Origin of the sequence: Streptomyces sp. SudanB5_2050 (genome assembly GCF_964272335.1) — a bacterium.
Taxonomy (GTDB): domain Bacteria; phylum Actinomycetota; class Actinomycetes; order Streptomycetales; family Streptomycetaceae; genus Streptomyces; species Streptomyces rochei.
The window spans coordinates 7,156,724-7,172,067 of record NZ_OZ186760.1; the positions used below are offsets into that span (position 1 = coordinate 7,156,724).

Sequence of the window (15,344 nt, forward strand, 5' to 3'; positions counted from 1 at the left end):
GTTCACGCGCCTACCTCCCGCAGGGTGCGCCCGGGCTCCTCGTCCCAGCGGGCGAAGGAGTACGGGATCCAGGGGCCCGACGCGTCGACCTCCACGGCGGTGAGCCGGCCGTCGGCGGTGAGCCGGGCCAGGGCGCGGGTGAAGGCGGCCGACTCCGCGTTCTCCACCAGGTAGGCGGCGTTGAGCACCTGCGGGGAACGCCGGCCGGTGAGCCGTTCGCTCTGCGGCCGGTGCCGGGTCGCGGCGACGGCGTACCGCCGCAGCTCCGCGTCCACCTTCTCCGCCTCGGCCAGCGCCTTCGCGTGCCCGTCCCGCCGGTCGCGGCGCCGCGCGCTGACCCGGCTGAGGTAGTCACGACCGCCGGCGCCCCGGTCGCGATGGGCACCGGGACCGGCGGCGGGCCCGTCCGGCCCCTCGACGGCGTGCGCCTTCACCGCCCACTCCGTCCGGTCCCGCAGACGGTCCAGCAGCTCGTCCAGCACCGCCTCCCGGCCGGTCACGGCCCGCTCGGCGCTCCGGTCGCCGCGGTACAGGGTCGCCATCGGCAGCGGTACGACCGGGCCGCGGGCGGCGGCGACCTCCACGCCCCGGTGATGGGCGCGGGCGCAGCGCTCCAGGTCGTCGGGCCGGTTCAGCCGCTCCGCGAGCGCGTCCTCGTCGAACAGCGCGGCCGGAACGTCCTGCACGACCAGGCACAGGCCGCCCGCGCGCAGGACGCGCAGCGGGCCGCCCTCCTCGTGTCCGGTGACCGCGGCCAGGGCGGCACCGTCCGGTGGGGTGCGGGTGACGGCGAAGGCGCACACGAGGTCCACCGTCGCCGGTCCGGCGGGGCACTCGCTCACCGTGCGACCTCCCTCGTGTCCTCGGCGTCCTCGCGGGGGGCTTCCTCCAACGCGTCCTCCAGGGCGTCGAGCCGGGCCCGCAACCGGGCGTTCTCCTCGGCGAGCGCGTCCCGCGCGGCCCGGGAGGACAGCGCCGGATCGGTCTCCCACCAGTCGATGCCCGCCTTCTTCGCGGTGTCCACCGAGGCGATGAACAGGCGCAGGCGGATGGTGAGCAGTTCGATGTCCAACAGGTCGATCTTGATGTCGCCGGCGATGACGATGCCCTTGTCCAGCACCCGTTCGAGGAGGTCGGCGAGATTGCCGGTGACGGGTGCGTAGGGCTGGGTGTCCGGAGCCGCGTAGCGGTGATCGAGGTCCGTCACCGCGTGCTCCCCGGGAGATCAGCGGCGCGGGCGGGCACGTGGGCGGTCCTCGTACGCGTCGTCGTCCTCGTCGCCGTCGCCGTCGCCGTCGTCGTCGCCGTCCTCCTCGTCGTACTCGCCCTCTTCCTCGTCGTACGCGTCTTCTTCGTCCTGATCGTCGTACTCGTCGTACTCGTCGTCGCGCGTGTCGTCGTACTCACCGTCGTCGCCCTCGTCTTCGTCCTCGCCGTCCTCGTGCTCCTCCTCCAGCGCCTCCTCGTGGCTCCGGACGACCTCCCCGTCGCGGATCTCACCGCGCCAGCCCTCCAGCTCCTCGTCCTCGCCCCTCAGGGTCACGTGCCGGGCGAAGTGCTTGAGGTCCAGCCGCAGCCGGCGTCCCTGGGCGCGCCAGAGGTTGCCGGTCTTCTCGAAGAAGCCGGCCGGGTAGTACTCCACGACCACGACGACCCGGGTCAGCCTGGGGGCGAGTTCGTGGAAGGTGACCACCCCGTTGGTGCTGCCCTTGGCGCCCTCGGAGGTCCAGACGATCCGCTGGTCGGGAACCTGTTCCTGGACGGTCGCCTTCCAACTGCGGGTGGAGAAGGCGATCTTGGCGGTCCAGTCCGAGGTCACCTCGTCGTGGGGGCTGACGCTCTGGACGCCCTTGGTGAAACCGCTGAAGTCCTGGAGCTGCGTCCACTGGTCGTAGACGGTGCGCAGGGGGACTCCGATGTCGACGCTCTCCATGATGTGCGTCGCCTTGACGCTGCCACCGCTGCCACCGCTGCCACCGCTGCCGCCCCTGCCACCGCTGCCACCGCTGCTTCGGGAACCGCCGCCGTCGGCCGAGTCGGCGAGTCGCTCGGTCAGCCCGCCGATCCGTTCCCCCGCCTTGCCGACGAGGCTGTGGCCCGTGGCGGAGAGATAGCCGCCGAGAGCGTCCTTGAGGTCGCCGAGCGGGGACGGTCCGCCGTCGCCCTGTCGTTCGGGGCTCATCCGCGCTCACCTCCGTGCCGACCCGGGTTCGCGGTCCGCTTCGCCGGCGCGGTCTTCTTCGCGGCCTTCTTCATGCCCTCCGCGGTCTTCACGGGAGGCGCGGTCTTGCGCGGAGGTGCCTTCTTGGCCGTCTTCTTGGCGGCCTTCTCGGCCGTCGTCTTCCGGGGTGGTGCGGGCCGTCGGGCCTCCTTCCGTTCCTCCTCGTCGAAGTAGGCGTCCTCGTCCGGACCGCCCTCGTCGGTCTCGTCGTCCTCGTAGCCGTCGTCGCTCCGGCCGGCGCCCGTGAGCGCGTCGGTGCGGTCGCGGAGGTTGTCCGCGAGGCCGGTGAGTGTGCGGTTGGCCGCGGCGGTGACGGCCGTGCGCGAGGCGGTCAGCAGCTCGCCGCGCACCTGGTCCGTCAGCTCCTGGAGCTGCGGGTTCCGCTGGATTCCGGACAGGCCCTGGGAAAGGACCTGTCCGGGGGTGAGTCCGATACGCCGGCCCATGAGGTAGGAACCGACCGCGAAAGCGAGTTTGGCCTTCTTGGTGCGGCCCATGAGGTATCCGCCGGCCACGGCCGCCGCCAGGGCCGCCTTGCTGTCGTTCATCCGTGCCTTCCCTGCGCTCGATGCGTGGTGGTGGTGCGACCGCTCGGCCGGGCCGGGCGTTCGAGGAGGCCGAGCAGACGCTCCTCCTCCCGTTCGAAGGCCGCTTCGTCGATGGACCCCTCGTCCAGGGCCCGGTTGAGGGCGGCCAGGCGCGCCTGCACGGCGCGCGGGTCGTGGGCCTGGCGCCGGGCCTCCCGCAGCAGGTGATCGGCGATCCACGCCGTGCCGCGCACCGGGGCGAGCGGGAGCAGCAGGAGACCGCTCACGATGCCCACCGCGTCACCGCCCGGCCCGCGCGGGGCGCGGCTCGACGAAGCTGTAGCACGGCAGGGGCCCGGTCAGGCTGAGTGCCAGCCGGTCCCCGCGGTCACGTGCCAGGGCGTCCACCTCGCGGCGGAACCGCCGTTCGTCGGTGGAGCGCAGCAGGAACGACACGCTCAGCACCTGCTCGTCGTCGGTACGGCCCGGTGCGGTGCGCACCGCGAGCGGGGTGAGGCGGTCCAGCACCTCGCGCGCCGCGCGCCGCGCCTCGCGGCGGACGGCCTGCGCGAGAGCCTCGCCCAGCCGGACGTTGGCCTCGTAGTCGGGCCGGCGCCGGGTGCGCAGGGCCAGGGAACGCAGTGTCTGGTCCCGGCGCACCAGATCGGCGAAGTGACCCGGTACGACCGTCCCCTTGACGTTGAACTCGGCGCACCCGCGCACCTCTTCGAGCTGCCGCGACAGCGGAACGGCGTCCGCTCGGAGCTGGTCGAGCAGTGCGTCGGGCCGAGGGCTGAGAACGGCGAAGCGCATGGGCAGCAGCGGCCCCTGGGCGGCCAGTTCGTCCAGTACGGCCTGGTGCGCGAGCAGGTCACGACGCCGCGGCCGGAGCCGTACGGGAGCCGGCGACACCGCGGCGCACAGGCCCGAGCCGGTCAGCAGCCGCACCGGGGCGCCGTCGACCCCCGGCGAGGCCGGGGTGCGGACCCCCGCGGGGGCGATGCCGTAGACGTACAGGGCCTTCGGGGCGGCTTCCGGGGCAGCCTCCGGGGTGGCCGTCCGGGTGGTGGCGGTCCTGGCCGTGGTGCCGGTGGGTGTCGTGGTGGTGGCGGGCGCGGTCATTCGTCCTCCGGCTCCGGGCGTCGGCGGGGGCGGCTGCGCGGACGGTCGTCCGCCTCGGGGGACCGCGCGGCCGGCCGGGTGCGCCGCCGTTCGGGGGCGCGGGCGCGCGCGGTGCGTTCGACGGCGCGGGAGCGCGGACGGGTCTCCTCTTCCGCCGCCGCCTCCGCCTCTTCCTCGGGCGAGAGGATGTCGCGCACCTTGTCGGTCAGGGAGCGTGCCGTGTGCTTGGCGCCCGCCCTGCCTATCGTCTTGGCGACGGGACTGCCGAACATCTCGGGAACGGTCTTGGAGCGCACGTCGTGCTCCAGGTCCAGCCGGTTGCACGCCTCGGCGAACCGGAGGTAGGTGTCGACGCTGGCGACCACGATGCGGGCGTCCACCTTGAGGATCTCGATGCCGACGAGCGAGACGCGCACGAAGACGTCGATCACCATGCCGCGGTCGAGGATGAGTTCGAGGACGTCGTAGAGGGTGCCGGCGCGGGGGGCGCAGACGACCTCGTCGTCGTAGGTGATCATGCGGTGGTCCTTCCGGGAGCGGGCCCGACGGCGGTCACTGGTCCTGGGCACCGCGCCGGTAGCGGGCGACCCGGCGGTACTGGAGCAGATCGCCCGACGGGTCCAGCTCGACCTCGTAGGTGGCGAGCAGACTGGTGGTGTCGGGGATGCGTGCGACCTCCAGCACGTCCACGTTGACGACCCACCCGTCGTCCTCGCTCCGGCAGACCGCCGAGACACCCTCGACGCGGTGCCGGATCAGCTCGGACAGGGCGTCCGCGGCGTGTTCGGCGGCGTCCCGGGCACCCCGCACGGAACGTTCGCGGGTGGTGGTGGAACGCGTGCCGCGCCGTCGCTCGCCAGGTTCTGTCATGCTGCCCACTCTGGCCGCGGGCCCCGGTCCGCGCGTGCGCAGTTACCCCATCCGGGGACGAAGGGGATGAAGGGGGCGAAGGTGCGTCAGCCGCGCGGGTCGTCGGCGGGCCGGCGCCGGCAGTGCAGGAAGAGGTGGGGCTCCGGCCGGGCCGGCGGGTGGGCCGGCGTGAACATCGACGCCTCCTGCGCCAGCACCTCCAGGCCGGCCTCCTCGGCCACCGCGACGAGGGCCTGAGCGGTGAAGCTGGTCACCCGCACGGGCTGGCACATGAAGGTGGCGTCGACCCCCTCCACGTCCAGCGGCACCGTGGCCAGGACCAGGTGGCCCCCCGGCTTCAGCGCCCGCACCAGCCGCCGGATCAGGTCCGTCTGCTCGCGCCGGTCCAGCTGGAGCAGTGAGAAGTACACGCAGACCGCGTCGAAGGAGGCGTCCGCGAGCGGTACCTCACGGATGTCCGCGCACCGGAAGGCGGCCCGCGGCACCTGTCGCGCCGCCAGCTCCACCATGACGGGGGAGACGTCCACGCCCAGGACGTCGTGCCCGGCGGCGGCCAGGGTCTCGGCGGTGGGGCGGCCCGTGCCGCTGCCCACGTCCAGCACCCGGCTGCCCGGTGCGAGCCGCCCGAGCAGCCACTCCAGGGAGCGCCGGTGCGCCTTCGATCCGGCGAAGGCCTTCTCGTAGTCGGCGCCCAGCGCGTCGAACACGGCGGCGGCCGGCGGCCGTTGCTGCTCGTCGGTCACGAGGTTCCCTTCGGTGGGACGGGCCCGGTGCCGTGGGCATCGTTCCACCGGTGCGGGGCCGCCGACAAGGGCCCCTACGGGTGACCGGCCATGTCGGAGGGCCCGATGCCGGTCCCGCGACCGTCCGCACGCCCTACCTGGCGTATGCCGTATGTCTACCGGCCGCACGCCCTACCGTCCGCATGCCCTACCGGCCGTCGTCCTCCGTCGCCGACCCGTTCCCCGTCGCTGCTCCGTGCTCCGTCGCCGATCCGGGCTCCGCCATCCGTCGGTGCACGGCGGCCTTGACGCGGTCCGGCAGCACCTTGTCGGCGACCCCCTGCGCCTTGGTCTTCGCCGAGCCCGTGACCAGCTTCCCGCGACCCTTCATGACGGCGTCGTACGCCTGCCGCGCGACCTGCGCCGGATCGTCCTTCTCCATGGTGCCGACCTTGGTGTCCGTCATGCCGGCCCGCCGGAAGAAGTCGGTCTCCGTGGGCCCCGGCATGAAGGAGGTGACCGTGACGCCGGTGTCCGCGACCTCCTCCTGCAACGCCTGGGCGAAGGACTGCACGAACGACTTCGAGGCGTTGTACACCGACTGGAACGAACCCGGCATCGTCGCGGCGACCGACGACGTGAACATGAGCCGTCCCACGCCCCGGGCCACCATGTCCCGCAGCAGCGGCTTGGCGAGCCGTACGGTCGAGGACACGTTGAGGTCGATGACGGACTGGTCGTCGCGCGGGTCGGTGTCGACGAAGGCGCCGCCCTGCCCGACACCCGCGTTGAGGGCGGCCACGTCCACCGTGAGCCCGGTCAGGGCGGCGACCAGCCGGTCCACACCCTCGGCGGTCCGCAGGTCCGCCCGCACGGCGCGCACCTCGACGCCGGTCTCCCGCAGGCGCCGGGCGGCGTGCTCCAGCCGTTCGTCCTCGGCGTTGACCACGAGATCGTGCCCGTGCTCCGCGAACAGCCTGGCGAGTTCGTACCCGATGCCGCTGGACGCCCCGGTGATCAGGGCCAACGGCCTGCCACCGCCCGCGCGGTCCCCGTTCACCGCGGTTCTCCGTGGACCGCGGCCACGGGGAAGCGGTCCACCGGATGCGGCACCCGGGGAGCGCGGTCCCGCGACCTCGCGGCGGTCACCCCGGGCACCGGCACGGGCACCGGCACCGGCGGACCGCCGGCCTCCCGGCCGCGCAGCGGCGGGTCGCCGTGGGCGGTGAGGTTCGGCGCGTCGGTCCCGGCCGCCGGGGCGACGGGACCTCTGGTCACGGACATGCGGACCTCCCTCGGCGTGGGCGGCGACGCGCCGGGCGCGGCCGCACCTGCGGGCACTGCGACCCCGGGTTCCCCGAACCCCGGCGCCTAACAGGCGGGCGGCCCGTCCCCACCGCCCGGGGCGCCCGTCTCCCCGCCCCCGGCCCACCGGCCGCTTCCCGCGCCGGTGCTCAGCCCTTCCGTCCGCTCCCCTTCGGCGGTGAGAGCAACTGCTCGCGCAGCAGGGTCAGCTGGTGGGAGGCGTCCACCGCCCCGGGCTCCGCCAGTGTCGTCAGGGCGAGCAGCAGCACGTCCGCCACGACCAGTGCCGTGAGCGCCTCTGAGGTGATGCCCGTCGGGGTGTGCGGCGCGGTGAGGACCGCGTCGACCCGGTCGCCGAACTGCTCGCCCAGTTCGTCGGTGACCAGCACGACTCGTGCCCCCACCGCCCGTGCCCGCTCGACCAGGACGGTCAGTTCGTGCAGGGCCCGGCCGGGCTGGAAGACCACCACCGCGTCGCCCCGGCGCAGCGCCAGCAGATCGTCGGCGAGGGCGAATCCGGTCGCGCCGACGAAGCGGGCCCGGCGTCCGATCCGGCCGAGCGCCAGCGCCAGATGACGGGCGGCCGGTTCCGAGGCCGCGACCCCGAAGGCGTGCACCTCTCCGGCGTCCGCCAGGGCCGTCACCGCCGCCCGCAGCACGTCCGGCTCGGTGAGGCGCCGGGTCTGCTCGATCCGCTCCCGGGCCTCGTCCAGCACCTCGGTCCAGATGCCGTCCAGGTCCCGCCCCACATGCGCGATGCGCTGCTTCAGCCGCACCTCCGGGGCCACGGCGGCGGTGAAGCCGCTCGCCAGCTCCCGTTTGAGCGCGGGCAGTCCGGCGTAGCCGAGGCGCTGGAGGGCGCGCACCACGGTGGCGTTGCTGGTGCCGCTGGCGGCGCCCAGCTCCTGGGCCCCGGCGTACAGCAGGTGCTCGACGGGGGCGCCCACCAGGTACTGGGCGACCGCGCGCTCGGACGCGGACAGATGCTCCCAGTGATCGCGTACGGCCGCCCGGAGCCGCGCCATACCGTCGGACTCGCCCGCCTCGCCCCGGGACCCGGAGTCTCCGTGCTCTGAAATTTTCATTACGGACATTGACTTCCCTGTGACGGCCGTTACTCTCCTGGACAACGCATTCCAAGAGGAGCGCTGCTCGTAATCGACGTTACAGGACGTCGGTCGTCCGGGCAGCCCTCCCGCAGCGAGGAGAAGAATGACAGCCCCCGCCCCCTCGGCAAGCCCAACACCCCGCACGCTGCCACTGGTTGAGATCTCCGGCGGCCCCCGTGACCGCGGCCGCCAGTACGGTGAGGCGGTCCGGCCCCAGTTGCGTGCCGCCCTCGGCTACTACGAGGAGGCCTTCGGCCGCGCCGCCGGCCTTACCTGGAGACAGGTGACCGCACGGGCCGCCCGCTGGCACCGGCCGGTGCACGAGTACGCCCCGGACCTGCTGGAGGAGATGCGCGGCATCGCCGAGGGCGCCGGCGCGGACCTGCTCGACGTGCTCGCCCTCAACGCACGCGGTGAAGTCCTCTACGACAACTCCTTCGCCGACATCGCCGTCGAGGGACCCGAGGGCCCCGAAGGGCCCGCGGAACCCGAGGTGACCGTCCACGGCCGTCCGTACGAGCGCCCCGACGAGCGCGCCGAGGGCTGCACCTCCTTCGCCGCCTACGGGCCCGCCAGCGGTGACGGCCACGTGTGGGCCGGACAGAACTGGGACTGGCGGGCCGGCGTCGCCGACACGGTCGTCATGCTGCGCGTCGTCCAGCCGCCCGCCCCCACCCTGATCATGCAGGTCGAGGCCGGGCAGGTGGGCCGCCAGGGGGCCAACTCCGCGGGCATCGCGTTCAACGCCAACGGCCTCGGCGGCCGGTTCGGTTCCGCGATCGGCCTGCCGCAGACCGTCGTCCGCCGCAGCGTCCTGGACCAGTCCGCGATCACCGACGCCCTCGACGTGCTGTGCCGCACCCGTGCGCACATCGCCTCCAACGCCCTGCTCACCTGCCGCGAGGGCTTCGCCGTCGACCTGGAGACCACCCCGGCCGGACACGGCTGGCTCTACCCGGACGACGGGTTGCTCGTTCACGGCAACCACTACCAGGCGGGCGTCCCCGCAGCCCTCGCCGCCGACTACCGTCCGCTCTCCCCGGACTCCCTCGTCCGCGTCCCCCGCGCCCAACAGGGCTTGAGGGCACTGCGCGGCTCCACCGGCCCCGACGAGTCCCGCAAGCTCATCAAGCAGGCCCTGTCCGACCATCTCGGCCACCCCGAGTCCCTGTGCACCCACCCCGACCCGCGCAGACCGGTCGTCGAGCACTGGGCGACCCTCGTCTCCTCCTGCGTGGACCTCACCACCGGCGACTACCACGTCACCGCCGGCACCCCCTGCGACCGCGACTACCAGCACCTGCCCTGGAACCTCTACGACGGCCCGTACGGCGACGCCGCGCCGGCCGGCCGCCCCGCCTGACACAGGAGCCCACTCATGCCCCCGCTCACCAGGAGAAACGCGCGCGACGACGCACGCGCACGCACCACCGTGACCGTCGCCCTCGTCGCCGCCGCCGCACTCACCGCCGCCGGATGCAGCGGCGCCGACCGGCCCGCCACCGGAGCCGCGCCCGCCGACGCGGCCTCCCTGAAGCTGACGCCGACCACCCCGGCCGCCCGGGGCCCCGTGGACAGGGTCGACTGGCTGCTGGAGGACGAACCCGACTCCCTCGACCTCGACACCCAGGGCAGCAGCGCGGGCCGCGTCGTCCTCACCAACGTCTGCGAGCGCCTCTACCGGCTCCAGCCCGACATGACCGTGAAGCCCTTGCTCGCCGAACAGGCCGCCAACCCCGACGACAAGACCCTCGTCCTCACCCTCCGCGACGGCGTCACCTTCCACGACGGCTCCCCGCTCACCGCCGACGACGTGCTCTGGAGCCTGAACCGCCACGCCGACCCGGACATGGAACAGAGCGACGAGTTCGGCAACGTCGCCTCGATGACGAAGACCGGGGCCGCCGAGATCACCATCCGCTTCAAGACCCCCGACGCCCTGTTCACCAAGGCGCTCGCGGGCGACGCCGGCATCGTCTGGAACAAGGAACAGGTCGAAAAGGCCGGCCGCGACTTCGGCACCCCCGGCCACCCGGACGCCTGCTCCGGCCCCTACGAACTGGCCGGCTGGAAGTCCGGCGACTCCCTCACCCTGCGCGCCTACGACGGCTACTGGGGCGAGCGGCCGCTCACCGAGGAGGTCGTCTTCCGCTGGGCCTCCGACAGTGCCCTGGTCAACGCGCTCAAAACCGGCGCCGCCGACGGCGCCTACGCGGAGTCACCCGACACCGCCGCCGCCCTGCGCGACGTCAAGGGCCTCAGCCAGTACTACGGCCCCTCCACCGCCACCCTCGACCTCATCCCCACCGACCGCGGCGGCCTGACCGACCCCCGCCTCCGGCGGGCCCTGTCCCTCTCCCTGGACCGCGCCGGCATCGCCGACTCCGGTTACGGCGGCCTCGTCCAGCCCTGGGCGACCCCGGTCGGATCGGGCTCCTGGGGCTACGAGCAGCAGACCTTCGCCGCCGCGCAGAAGGAACTGGACGCCCTCGCCCCCGCCTCCCCGGACGCCGAGGACCTCGCCGAGGCCAAGAAGCTGGTCGAGGAGGCCGGCGCCCCCACCGACCCCGTCGTCATCGGCACCGACAGCACCCAGGGCCGCACCGTCGCCGCCAACGCCGTACGCGCCGCCCTGCAGCGCATCGGTGTCGAGGCGCGCATCAAGACCGTGCCCACGGCTCAGTTCGAGGAGTTCTACAGCGACCCGCAGGCCCGCGCCGACATCGACGTCCTCGTCGGCGACTGGTACATCTCCAAGTCCGATCCCATGGGCTTCTACGACAACGGCCTGTCCGACTCCTCCAACAACTGGGTCGGCTTCGAGGACGCCACCTACGACCGCAAGGTCCACCAGGCCCTGTCCACCCTCGACGACACGGCGCGCGCGGCCCTCGTCGTCGAGGTGCAACGCCGCTTCACGGAGGCCGCCGTGTGGATACCCGTCGCGCAGGTGCCCACCGTCCTCGTCCTGAACGACGAGCTGACCGGCGCCCCGGCCTCCCAGGCGTACCTCTACTACCCGTGGGCCGCCGACCTCGGCGCCAAGAAGGGCTGAGGACACCATGGCCGTCCGCATCGCGCGGCGCCTGGCCGGATTCCTGGCCACCCTGCTCGCCGCCTCCTTCGTCATCTTCGCCGCCGTCTACGCCGCACCGGGCGACCCGGCCGTCTTCCTCGCCGGCGGCCGGGACAAGCTCACCCCCGAGCGCCTGGCCACCGTCCGCGCCCAGTACCACCTCGACGAACCCCTCGTCGTCCAGTACGGCCGCTGGCTCGGCGACTGCCTCCACTTCGACCTCGGGCGCTCCTTCAAGTACGGCGACCAGGTAGCCGACCTCATCACCGCCCGTCTCGCCACCACCCTGGAACTCGTCGCCTACGCCACCGTGCTCTTCGTCGTCCTCGGTGTCGGCGCCGGCGTCCTGGCCGCCGTACGGCAGTCCACCTGGGTCGACTCGGCCGTCGTCGGCACCACCACGCTGGCCGCGTCCGTGCCGTCCTTCGTCGCGGCCATCGCCCTGGTGTCCCTCTTCGGCGTCCAGCTCGGCTGGTTCCCGGTGACCGGCAGCGGCGAGGGCTTCGCCGGCACCCTCCACCACCTCACCCTGCCCGCGCTGTCCCTGGCGCTCGGCGCGCTCGCGCTGATCAGCCGCGTCACCCGGCAGGCCATGGCGGACGCCGCCGCCTCCGACCACGTCGAGGCCGCCCGCGCCTCCGGTGTCCCGGAACGGGAGATCGTGCGCCGGCACGTGCTGCACAACGCCCTCGGCCCGATCATCACCATGTGCGGCCTGGTCATGGCCGGCATGCTCGCCGGCACCGTGGTCGTGGAGACCGCGTTCGGCATCAGCGGCATCGGCTCGCTGCTCGTCAACGCCATCAACACCCACGACTTCCCGGTCGCGCAGGCCGTGCTGCTGCTGATGGTCACCGGCTACATCGCCGTCACCACCCTGGTCGACCTGGTCCACCCGCTGCTAGACCCGCGCGTGAAGCAGGAGGCCCGCAACGCATGACCACGCTCACCCTCACCCCGGTCCGCACCTCGGACCGCAGGCCCCTCGGCGTGACCGTCGCCGCCGCCCTGCTCGCCCTGGTCGTCCTCACCGCGTTGCTCGCCCCCTGGATCGCGCCCTACGCCCCCGACGCCATCGACCTGTCCGCCTCCCTCGCCGGCACCAGCGGCGACCACCTCCTGGGCACCGACTCCTCCGGGCAGGACCTGCTCTCCCGGGTGCTCCACGGCGCCCGCGGCAGCCTGGTCGCACCCGTGCTGCTGCTCGCCGTGGCCGCGCTGCTCGGCGTCACGCTCGGGGTGCTGGCCGCCTGGCGCGGCGGCTGGACCGACGCCCTGGTCTCCCGGCTGACGGACGTCATGTACGCCTTCCCCGGACTGCTGTTCACCGTCCTGATCATCGCGGTCTTCGGCACCGGAACCACCACGTCCGTGCTCGCCCTCGGCCTCGCCTACACACCGACGGTCGCCAAGTACACCCGCTCCCTCGCCCTCGCCGAGGCCCGCAAACCCTACGTCGACGCCTACCGCGTCCAGGGCATGGGCGGCGCCCGGATCTGCGCCCGGCACCTGGTGCCGAACCTCGCCCGCGCGGTCGTCGGCTATCTGGTCGTCCTCTTCGGCGAGGCCCTGATGTCCCTCGCGACCCTGTCCTACCTCGGCTTCGGCGCCCAACCGCCCAGCTCCGACTGGGGTCTGATGGTGCAGGAGGGCCAGGCTGCCGTCGTCCAGGGCGCGCTGCTGCCCGCCCTGGTGCCCGGCACGGCCATCGCCCTGGTCGTCGTCTCCTTCAACGTGGTCGGCGTCTGGGCCGCCGACCGGCTCGGAAGGCAGGCCGTCTGATGCTGCTCACCCTCGACCACCTCACCGTCCGCCTTCCCGGCGCCGCCCGGCCCGTGCTCGACGACGTCACCCTGCGCGTGGCGGCCGGCGAGGTCGTCGGCCTGGTCGGCGAGTCGGGCTCCGGCAAGTCCACCACGGCCAAGGCCGCCCTCGGCCTGCTCCCGGGCCGGGCCGCCGCCACCGGCACCGTCCGCGTCGACGGCACCGACGTACTCGCCCTCACCGGCGAGGAGTTGCGCCGCCACCGCGCCCGTACCGTCGCGATGATCCACCAGGACCCGCGCGCCGCCCTCAACCCCGTCCGCCGCGTCGGCGACTTCCTGCGCGAACGCGGCGCCGACCGCGCCCGGGCCGCCGAACTCCTCGACGCCGTCGGCCTGTCCGACCCCGAACGCAGGCTCCGTCAGCGCCCGCACGAATTCTCCGGCGGCATGCTCCAGCGGGTCGTCATCGCCGGCGCCCTCGCCGCCCGTCCCCGGCTCCTGCTGGCCGACGAGGCGACCAGCGCGCTCGACGTCACCACCCAGGCGGAGATCCTCGCCCTGCTGCGCGGCCTGCGCGCCGAACAGGGCGCCGGGCTGCTGTTCATCACGCACGACCTGCACCTGGCCGCGGCCTACTGCGACCGGGTGTACGTGATGTACGCCGGACGCGTCGTCGAGGAGCGCACGGCCGCGGCCTTCTTCGCCGCCCCCGCCCACCCCTACACCCGCGGTCTGCTGGCCTGTTCGCCCACCCTGGGCGACACCGGCCGCTCCCTGACGCCCGTCCCAGGCCGCCCGCCCTCCCTGGGCGACGTCTTCCCCGGCTGTCCCTTCGCGCCCCGCTGCCAGGAGGCCGAGCCGGACTGCGAGACCTGGCGGCCCGAGGCCCTGCGACTCCCGGACGGGGGAGCGTCCGCGTGCCGCCGCACCCCGGCCCAGCCGTCCACCGACGGGACCGGGGCCGAGAAGCCCCTGCCCGGAACGCCCCCGGCCGACGGTCCGGCGACGGCGGGGGCCGGGACCACGGCGCCGAGGTGCGCCGAGACCGCGGCCGTCGAGTCCATGACCGTCCACAGGAGGACCCCGTGAGTGAGCGTCCCGTCTCGTCCTCGACGGGCGAGAGCCCCGGCGCCGCCCTGCTCGTCGTCGACCGCCTGCGCAAGACGTACCCCCTCCCGGGGCGCGGCCGGCTCACCGCAGCCGACGACGTCTCGTTCTCCGTGCCGGCGGGCGGCTCCCTCGGCATCGTGGGGGAGTCCGGGTCGGGCAAGACCACCGTCGCCAGGATGCTGGTCGGCCTGGTGCGCCCCGACGCCGGCACGGTCACGGTCGACGGCCGGCTCCGCCCGCCCCGGGCGCGTGGGAAGCGGGCCCGGCTGGTCCGCGCCCGGGAGATGCAGATGGTCTTCCAGGACCCCTACGTCTCCCTCGATCCGCGGCTGACCGCCGCCCAGTGCCTGCGCACCACCCTGCGCCTGCACGGCCGGGACGAACGGCAGGCCCTCGCCCTGCTGGAGCGCGTCGGGCTCGGCGCACGGGAGGCGGGCGCCCGGCCCCGGGAGCTGTCGGGCGGCCAGCGGCAGCGGCTCGCCATCGCCCGCGCCCTCGCCGTCGAGCCCCGCGTGCTCGTCCTGGACGAGGCCGTGGCCGCGCTGGACGTCTCGATCCAGGCGCAGATCCTCCAGCTCCTCGACACCGTCCGCCGCGACACGGGCGTCGCCCTGGTCTTCGTCAGCCACGACCTCGCAGTGGTCCAGCACGTCACCGACGAGGTCCTGGTGATGCGCCGGGGAAGCGTGGTCGAGCAGGGGCCGACGCACCGGGTCCTGACCGAGCCGGCCCACGCCTACACCCGGCTGCTGCTGGCCGCCGTACCCCGTGAGGGCTGGGACCCGCGGCAGGCGGCCGCCGCCCGGGCCTGAGCCCGCCGGGTCACTCCGGGCGGGGCAGGGCGCCCCGCAGCGCCAGGTCCACCAGGCCCCGCACCAGCGTGTCGTCCAGCTCCGCGCCGCTCAGCAGCACCCGGACGAACAGCGGGCCGCTGACCGCCTCGATGAGCAGCCCGGGGTCGGTGTCCGCGGCCAGCTCGCCCCGCTCGACACCGCGCCTGACCATCACCACGGCCCGGTCGAGGCGCTCGCTCCAGTAGGGGCCGCGGCGGTCCTCGAGGGTGGCGTCGTGCTCGACGCTCAGCCGCAGCAGTGCCCGGCCCTGCGCGGTGCCGAGCAGCCGGGCCAGCGAGGAGAAGAAGCCGAGCAGGTCGTCCCGGACGCGGCCGGTGTCCGGGACCGGCAGGGCGGAGTCCAGCTCCGTGGTCAGCGCGTCCAGGATCAGGTTCTCCCGCGTGCCCCAGCGGCGGTAGACGGACGTCTCGTGCACCCCGGCCGCCCGCGCGACGGCGCCGACGGTCGCGCCGGTCAGCCCCTGGGTGGACAGCAGGTCCACGGCGGCGGCCAGCACCGCCCGCCGCATCCGCTCCCCACGGCGGCGCAGGGGCGGGGCGGCGGGTTCGGAAGCGGTCATCCTCTCAGCCTAAAGCAGGTCGTCCTGCGTTGAAGGTCAACGCAGGTCGCCTTGCGTTGGGTGTACGGTTAACGCAAGTCGACCTGCGATGGACCGCTGGGGG

19 protein-coding genes are annotated in these 15,344 nt (G+C 73.9%); 6 read left to right on the forward strand and 13 right to left on the reverse strand.

Annotation, left to right across the window (positions count from 1 at the left end):
- Window positions 1-2: 2 nt before the first annotated feature.
- The 12 genes from ACFZP7_RS31435 to ACFZP7_RS31490 all read right to left on the reverse strand — a co-directional run bounded on the left by ACFZP7_RS31435 (window position 3) and on the right by ACFZP7_RS31490 (window position 7,852).
- Window positions 3-842, reverse strand: a complete 840-nt coding sequence (locus ACFZP7_RS31435; RefSeq protein ID WP_385637341.1) for a GvpL/GvpF family gas vesicle protein — start codon at window positions 840-842, stop codon at window positions 3-5.
- Window positions 839-1,207: a gas vesicle protein gene (locus ACFZP7_RS31440; RefSeq protein WP_019327844.1), complete on the reverse strand. Its 369-nt coding sequence runs from the start codon at window positions 1,205-1,207 to the stop codon at window positions 839-841. The genes ACFZP7_RS31435 and ACFZP7_RS31440 overlap by 4 nt, the downstream gene beginning before the upstream one ends.
- Before the next feature lie 18 nt (window positions 1,208-1,225).
- Entirely contained in the window at window positions 1,226-2,182 is a 957-nt protein-coding gene (locus ACFZP7_RS31445) for an SRPBCC family protein (protein ID WP_385637344.1), read from the reverse strand.
- Window positions 2,179-2,769 (reverse strand): hypothetical protein, encoded by a 591-nt coding sequence (locus ACFZP7_RS31450; RefSeq protein ID WP_385637347.1) that lies wholly within the window; start codon window positions 2,767-2,769, stop codon window positions 2,179-2,181. The genes ACFZP7_RS31445 and ACFZP7_RS31450 overlap by 4 nt, the downstream gene beginning before the upstream one ends.
- Window positions 2,766-3,044 carry a gas vesicle protein GvpG gene (locus tag ACFZP7_RS31455; RefSeq protein ID WP_019327847.1) on the reverse strand — a complete coding sequence of 93 codons (279 nt, stop codon included), beginning with the start codon at window positions 3,042-3,044 and terminating at the stop codon, window positions 2,766-2,768. The genes ACFZP7_RS31450 and ACFZP7_RS31455 overlap by 4 nt, the downstream gene beginning before the upstream one ends.
- A 4-nt stretch (window positions 3,045-3,048) precedes the next feature.
- Window positions 3,049-3,870, reverse strand: coding sequence for a GvpL/GvpF family gas vesicle protein (locus tag ACFZP7_RS31460; protein ID WP_046251145.1), 822 nt, complete (start codon window positions 3,868-3,870; stop codon window positions 3,049-3,051).
- The gene (locus ACFZP7_RS31465; RefSeq protein WP_127432281.1) at window positions 3,867-4,388 is read right to left on the reverse strand and encodes a gas vesicle structural protein GvpA; all 522 of its coding nucleotides are present in this window, start codon (window positions 4,386-4,388) and stop codon (window positions 3,867-3,869) included. Before ACFZP7_RS31465 ends, ACFZP7_RS31460 begins: the two co-directional genes overlap by 4 nt.
- Window positions 4,389-4,422: 34 nt before the next feature.
- Window positions 4,423-4,740 carry a gas vesicle protein gene (locus tag ACFZP7_RS31470; RefSeq protein WP_046251147.1) on the reverse strand — a complete coding sequence of 106 codons (318 nt, stop codon included), beginning with the start codon at window positions 4,738-4,740 and terminating at the stop codon, window positions 4,423-4,425.
- An 86-nt stretch (window positions 4,741-4,826) separates the two neighbouring features.
- Entirely contained in the window at window positions 4,827-5,483 is a 657-nt protein-coding gene (locus tag ACFZP7_RS31475; protein WP_385637352.1) for a class I SAM-dependent methyltransferase, read from the reverse strand.
- A gap of 187 nt (window positions 5,484-5,670) precedes the next feature.
- Window positions 5,671-6,522 (reverse strand): SDR family oxidoreductase, encoded by an 852-nt coding sequence (locus tag ACFZP7_RS31480; RefSeq protein WP_210902334.1) that lies wholly within the window; start codon window positions 6,520-6,522, stop codon window positions 5,671-5,673.
- A complete protein-coding gene (locus ACFZP7_RS31485; RefSeq protein ID WP_385637355.1) occupies window positions 6,519-6,746 on the reverse strand; it encodes a hypothetical protein in 228 nt (75 codons plus the stop codon). Before ACFZP7_RS31485 ends, ACFZP7_RS31480 begins: the two co-directional genes overlap by 4 nt.
- 170 nt (window positions 6,747-6,916) lie before the next feature.
- Window positions 6,917-7,852, reverse strand: coding sequence for a MurR/RpiR family transcriptional regulator (locus tag ACFZP7_RS31490; protein ID WP_385637358.1), 936 nt, complete (start codon window positions 7,850-7,852; stop codon window positions 6,917-6,919).
- A gap of 127 nt (window positions 7,853-7,979) precedes the next feature.
- On the opposite strand from ACFZP7_RS31490, the gene ACFZP7_RS31495 reads away from it, so the two are divergent.
- The 6 genes from ACFZP7_RS31495 to ACFZP7_RS31520 are packed head-to-tail and all read left to right on the forward strand — an operon-like array spanning window position 7,980 to window position 14,640.
- Complete coding sequence (locus ACFZP7_RS31495; RefSeq protein WP_385637361.1) at window positions 7,980-9,239, forward strand: C45 family autoproteolytic acyltransferase/hydolase; 1,260 nt, start codon at window positions 7,980-7,982, stop codon at window positions 9,237-9,239.
- Window positions 9,240-9,254: 15 nt separating this feature from the next.
- Window positions 9,255-10,931, forward strand: coding sequence for an ABC transporter substrate-binding protein (locus ACFZP7_RS31500; protein WP_385637364.1), 1,677 nt, complete (start codon window positions 9,255-9,257; stop codon window positions 10,929-10,931).
- Window positions 10,932-10,938: 7 nt separating this feature from the next.
- Window positions 10,939-11,892: an ABC transporter permease gene (locus ACFZP7_RS31505; RefSeq protein ID WP_385637365.1), complete on the forward strand. Its 954-nt coding sequence runs from the start codon at window positions 10,939-10,941 to the stop codon at window positions 11,890-11,892.
- Window positions 11,889-12,734 carry an ABC transporter permease gene (locus ACFZP7_RS31510; protein WP_031015736.1) on the forward strand — a complete coding sequence of 282 codons (846 nt, stop codon included), beginning with the start codon at window positions 11,889-11,891 and terminating at the stop codon, window positions 12,732-12,734. The genes ACFZP7_RS31505 and ACFZP7_RS31510 overlap by 4 nt, the downstream gene beginning before the upstream one ends.
- The gene (locus ACFZP7_RS31515; protein ID WP_355513158.1) at window positions 12,734-13,807 is read left to right on the forward strand and encodes an ABC transporter ATP-binding protein; all 1,074 of its coding nucleotides are present in this window, start codon (window positions 12,734-12,736) and stop codon (window positions 13,805-13,807) included. The genes ACFZP7_RS31510 and ACFZP7_RS31515 overlap by 1 nt, the downstream gene beginning before the upstream one ends.
- Window positions 13,804-14,640: an ABC transporter ATP-binding protein gene (locus ACFZP7_RS31520; RefSeq protein ID WP_385637368.1), complete on the forward strand. Its 837-nt coding sequence runs from the start codon at window positions 13,804-13,806 to the stop codon at window positions 14,638-14,640. Before ACFZP7_RS31515 ends, ACFZP7_RS31520 begins: the two co-directional genes overlap by 4 nt.
- Before the next feature lie 10 nt (window positions 14,641-14,650).
- Here the strand turns inward: ACFZP7_RS31520 and ACFZP7_RS31525 are convergent, their stop codons facing one another.
- Window positions 14,651-15,241, reverse strand: a complete 591-nt coding sequence (locus ACFZP7_RS31525; protein ID WP_385637371.1) for a TetR/AcrR family transcriptional regulator — start codon at window positions 15,239-15,241, stop codon at window positions 14,651-14,653.
- Window positions 15,242-15,344 lie beyond the last annotated feature (103 nt).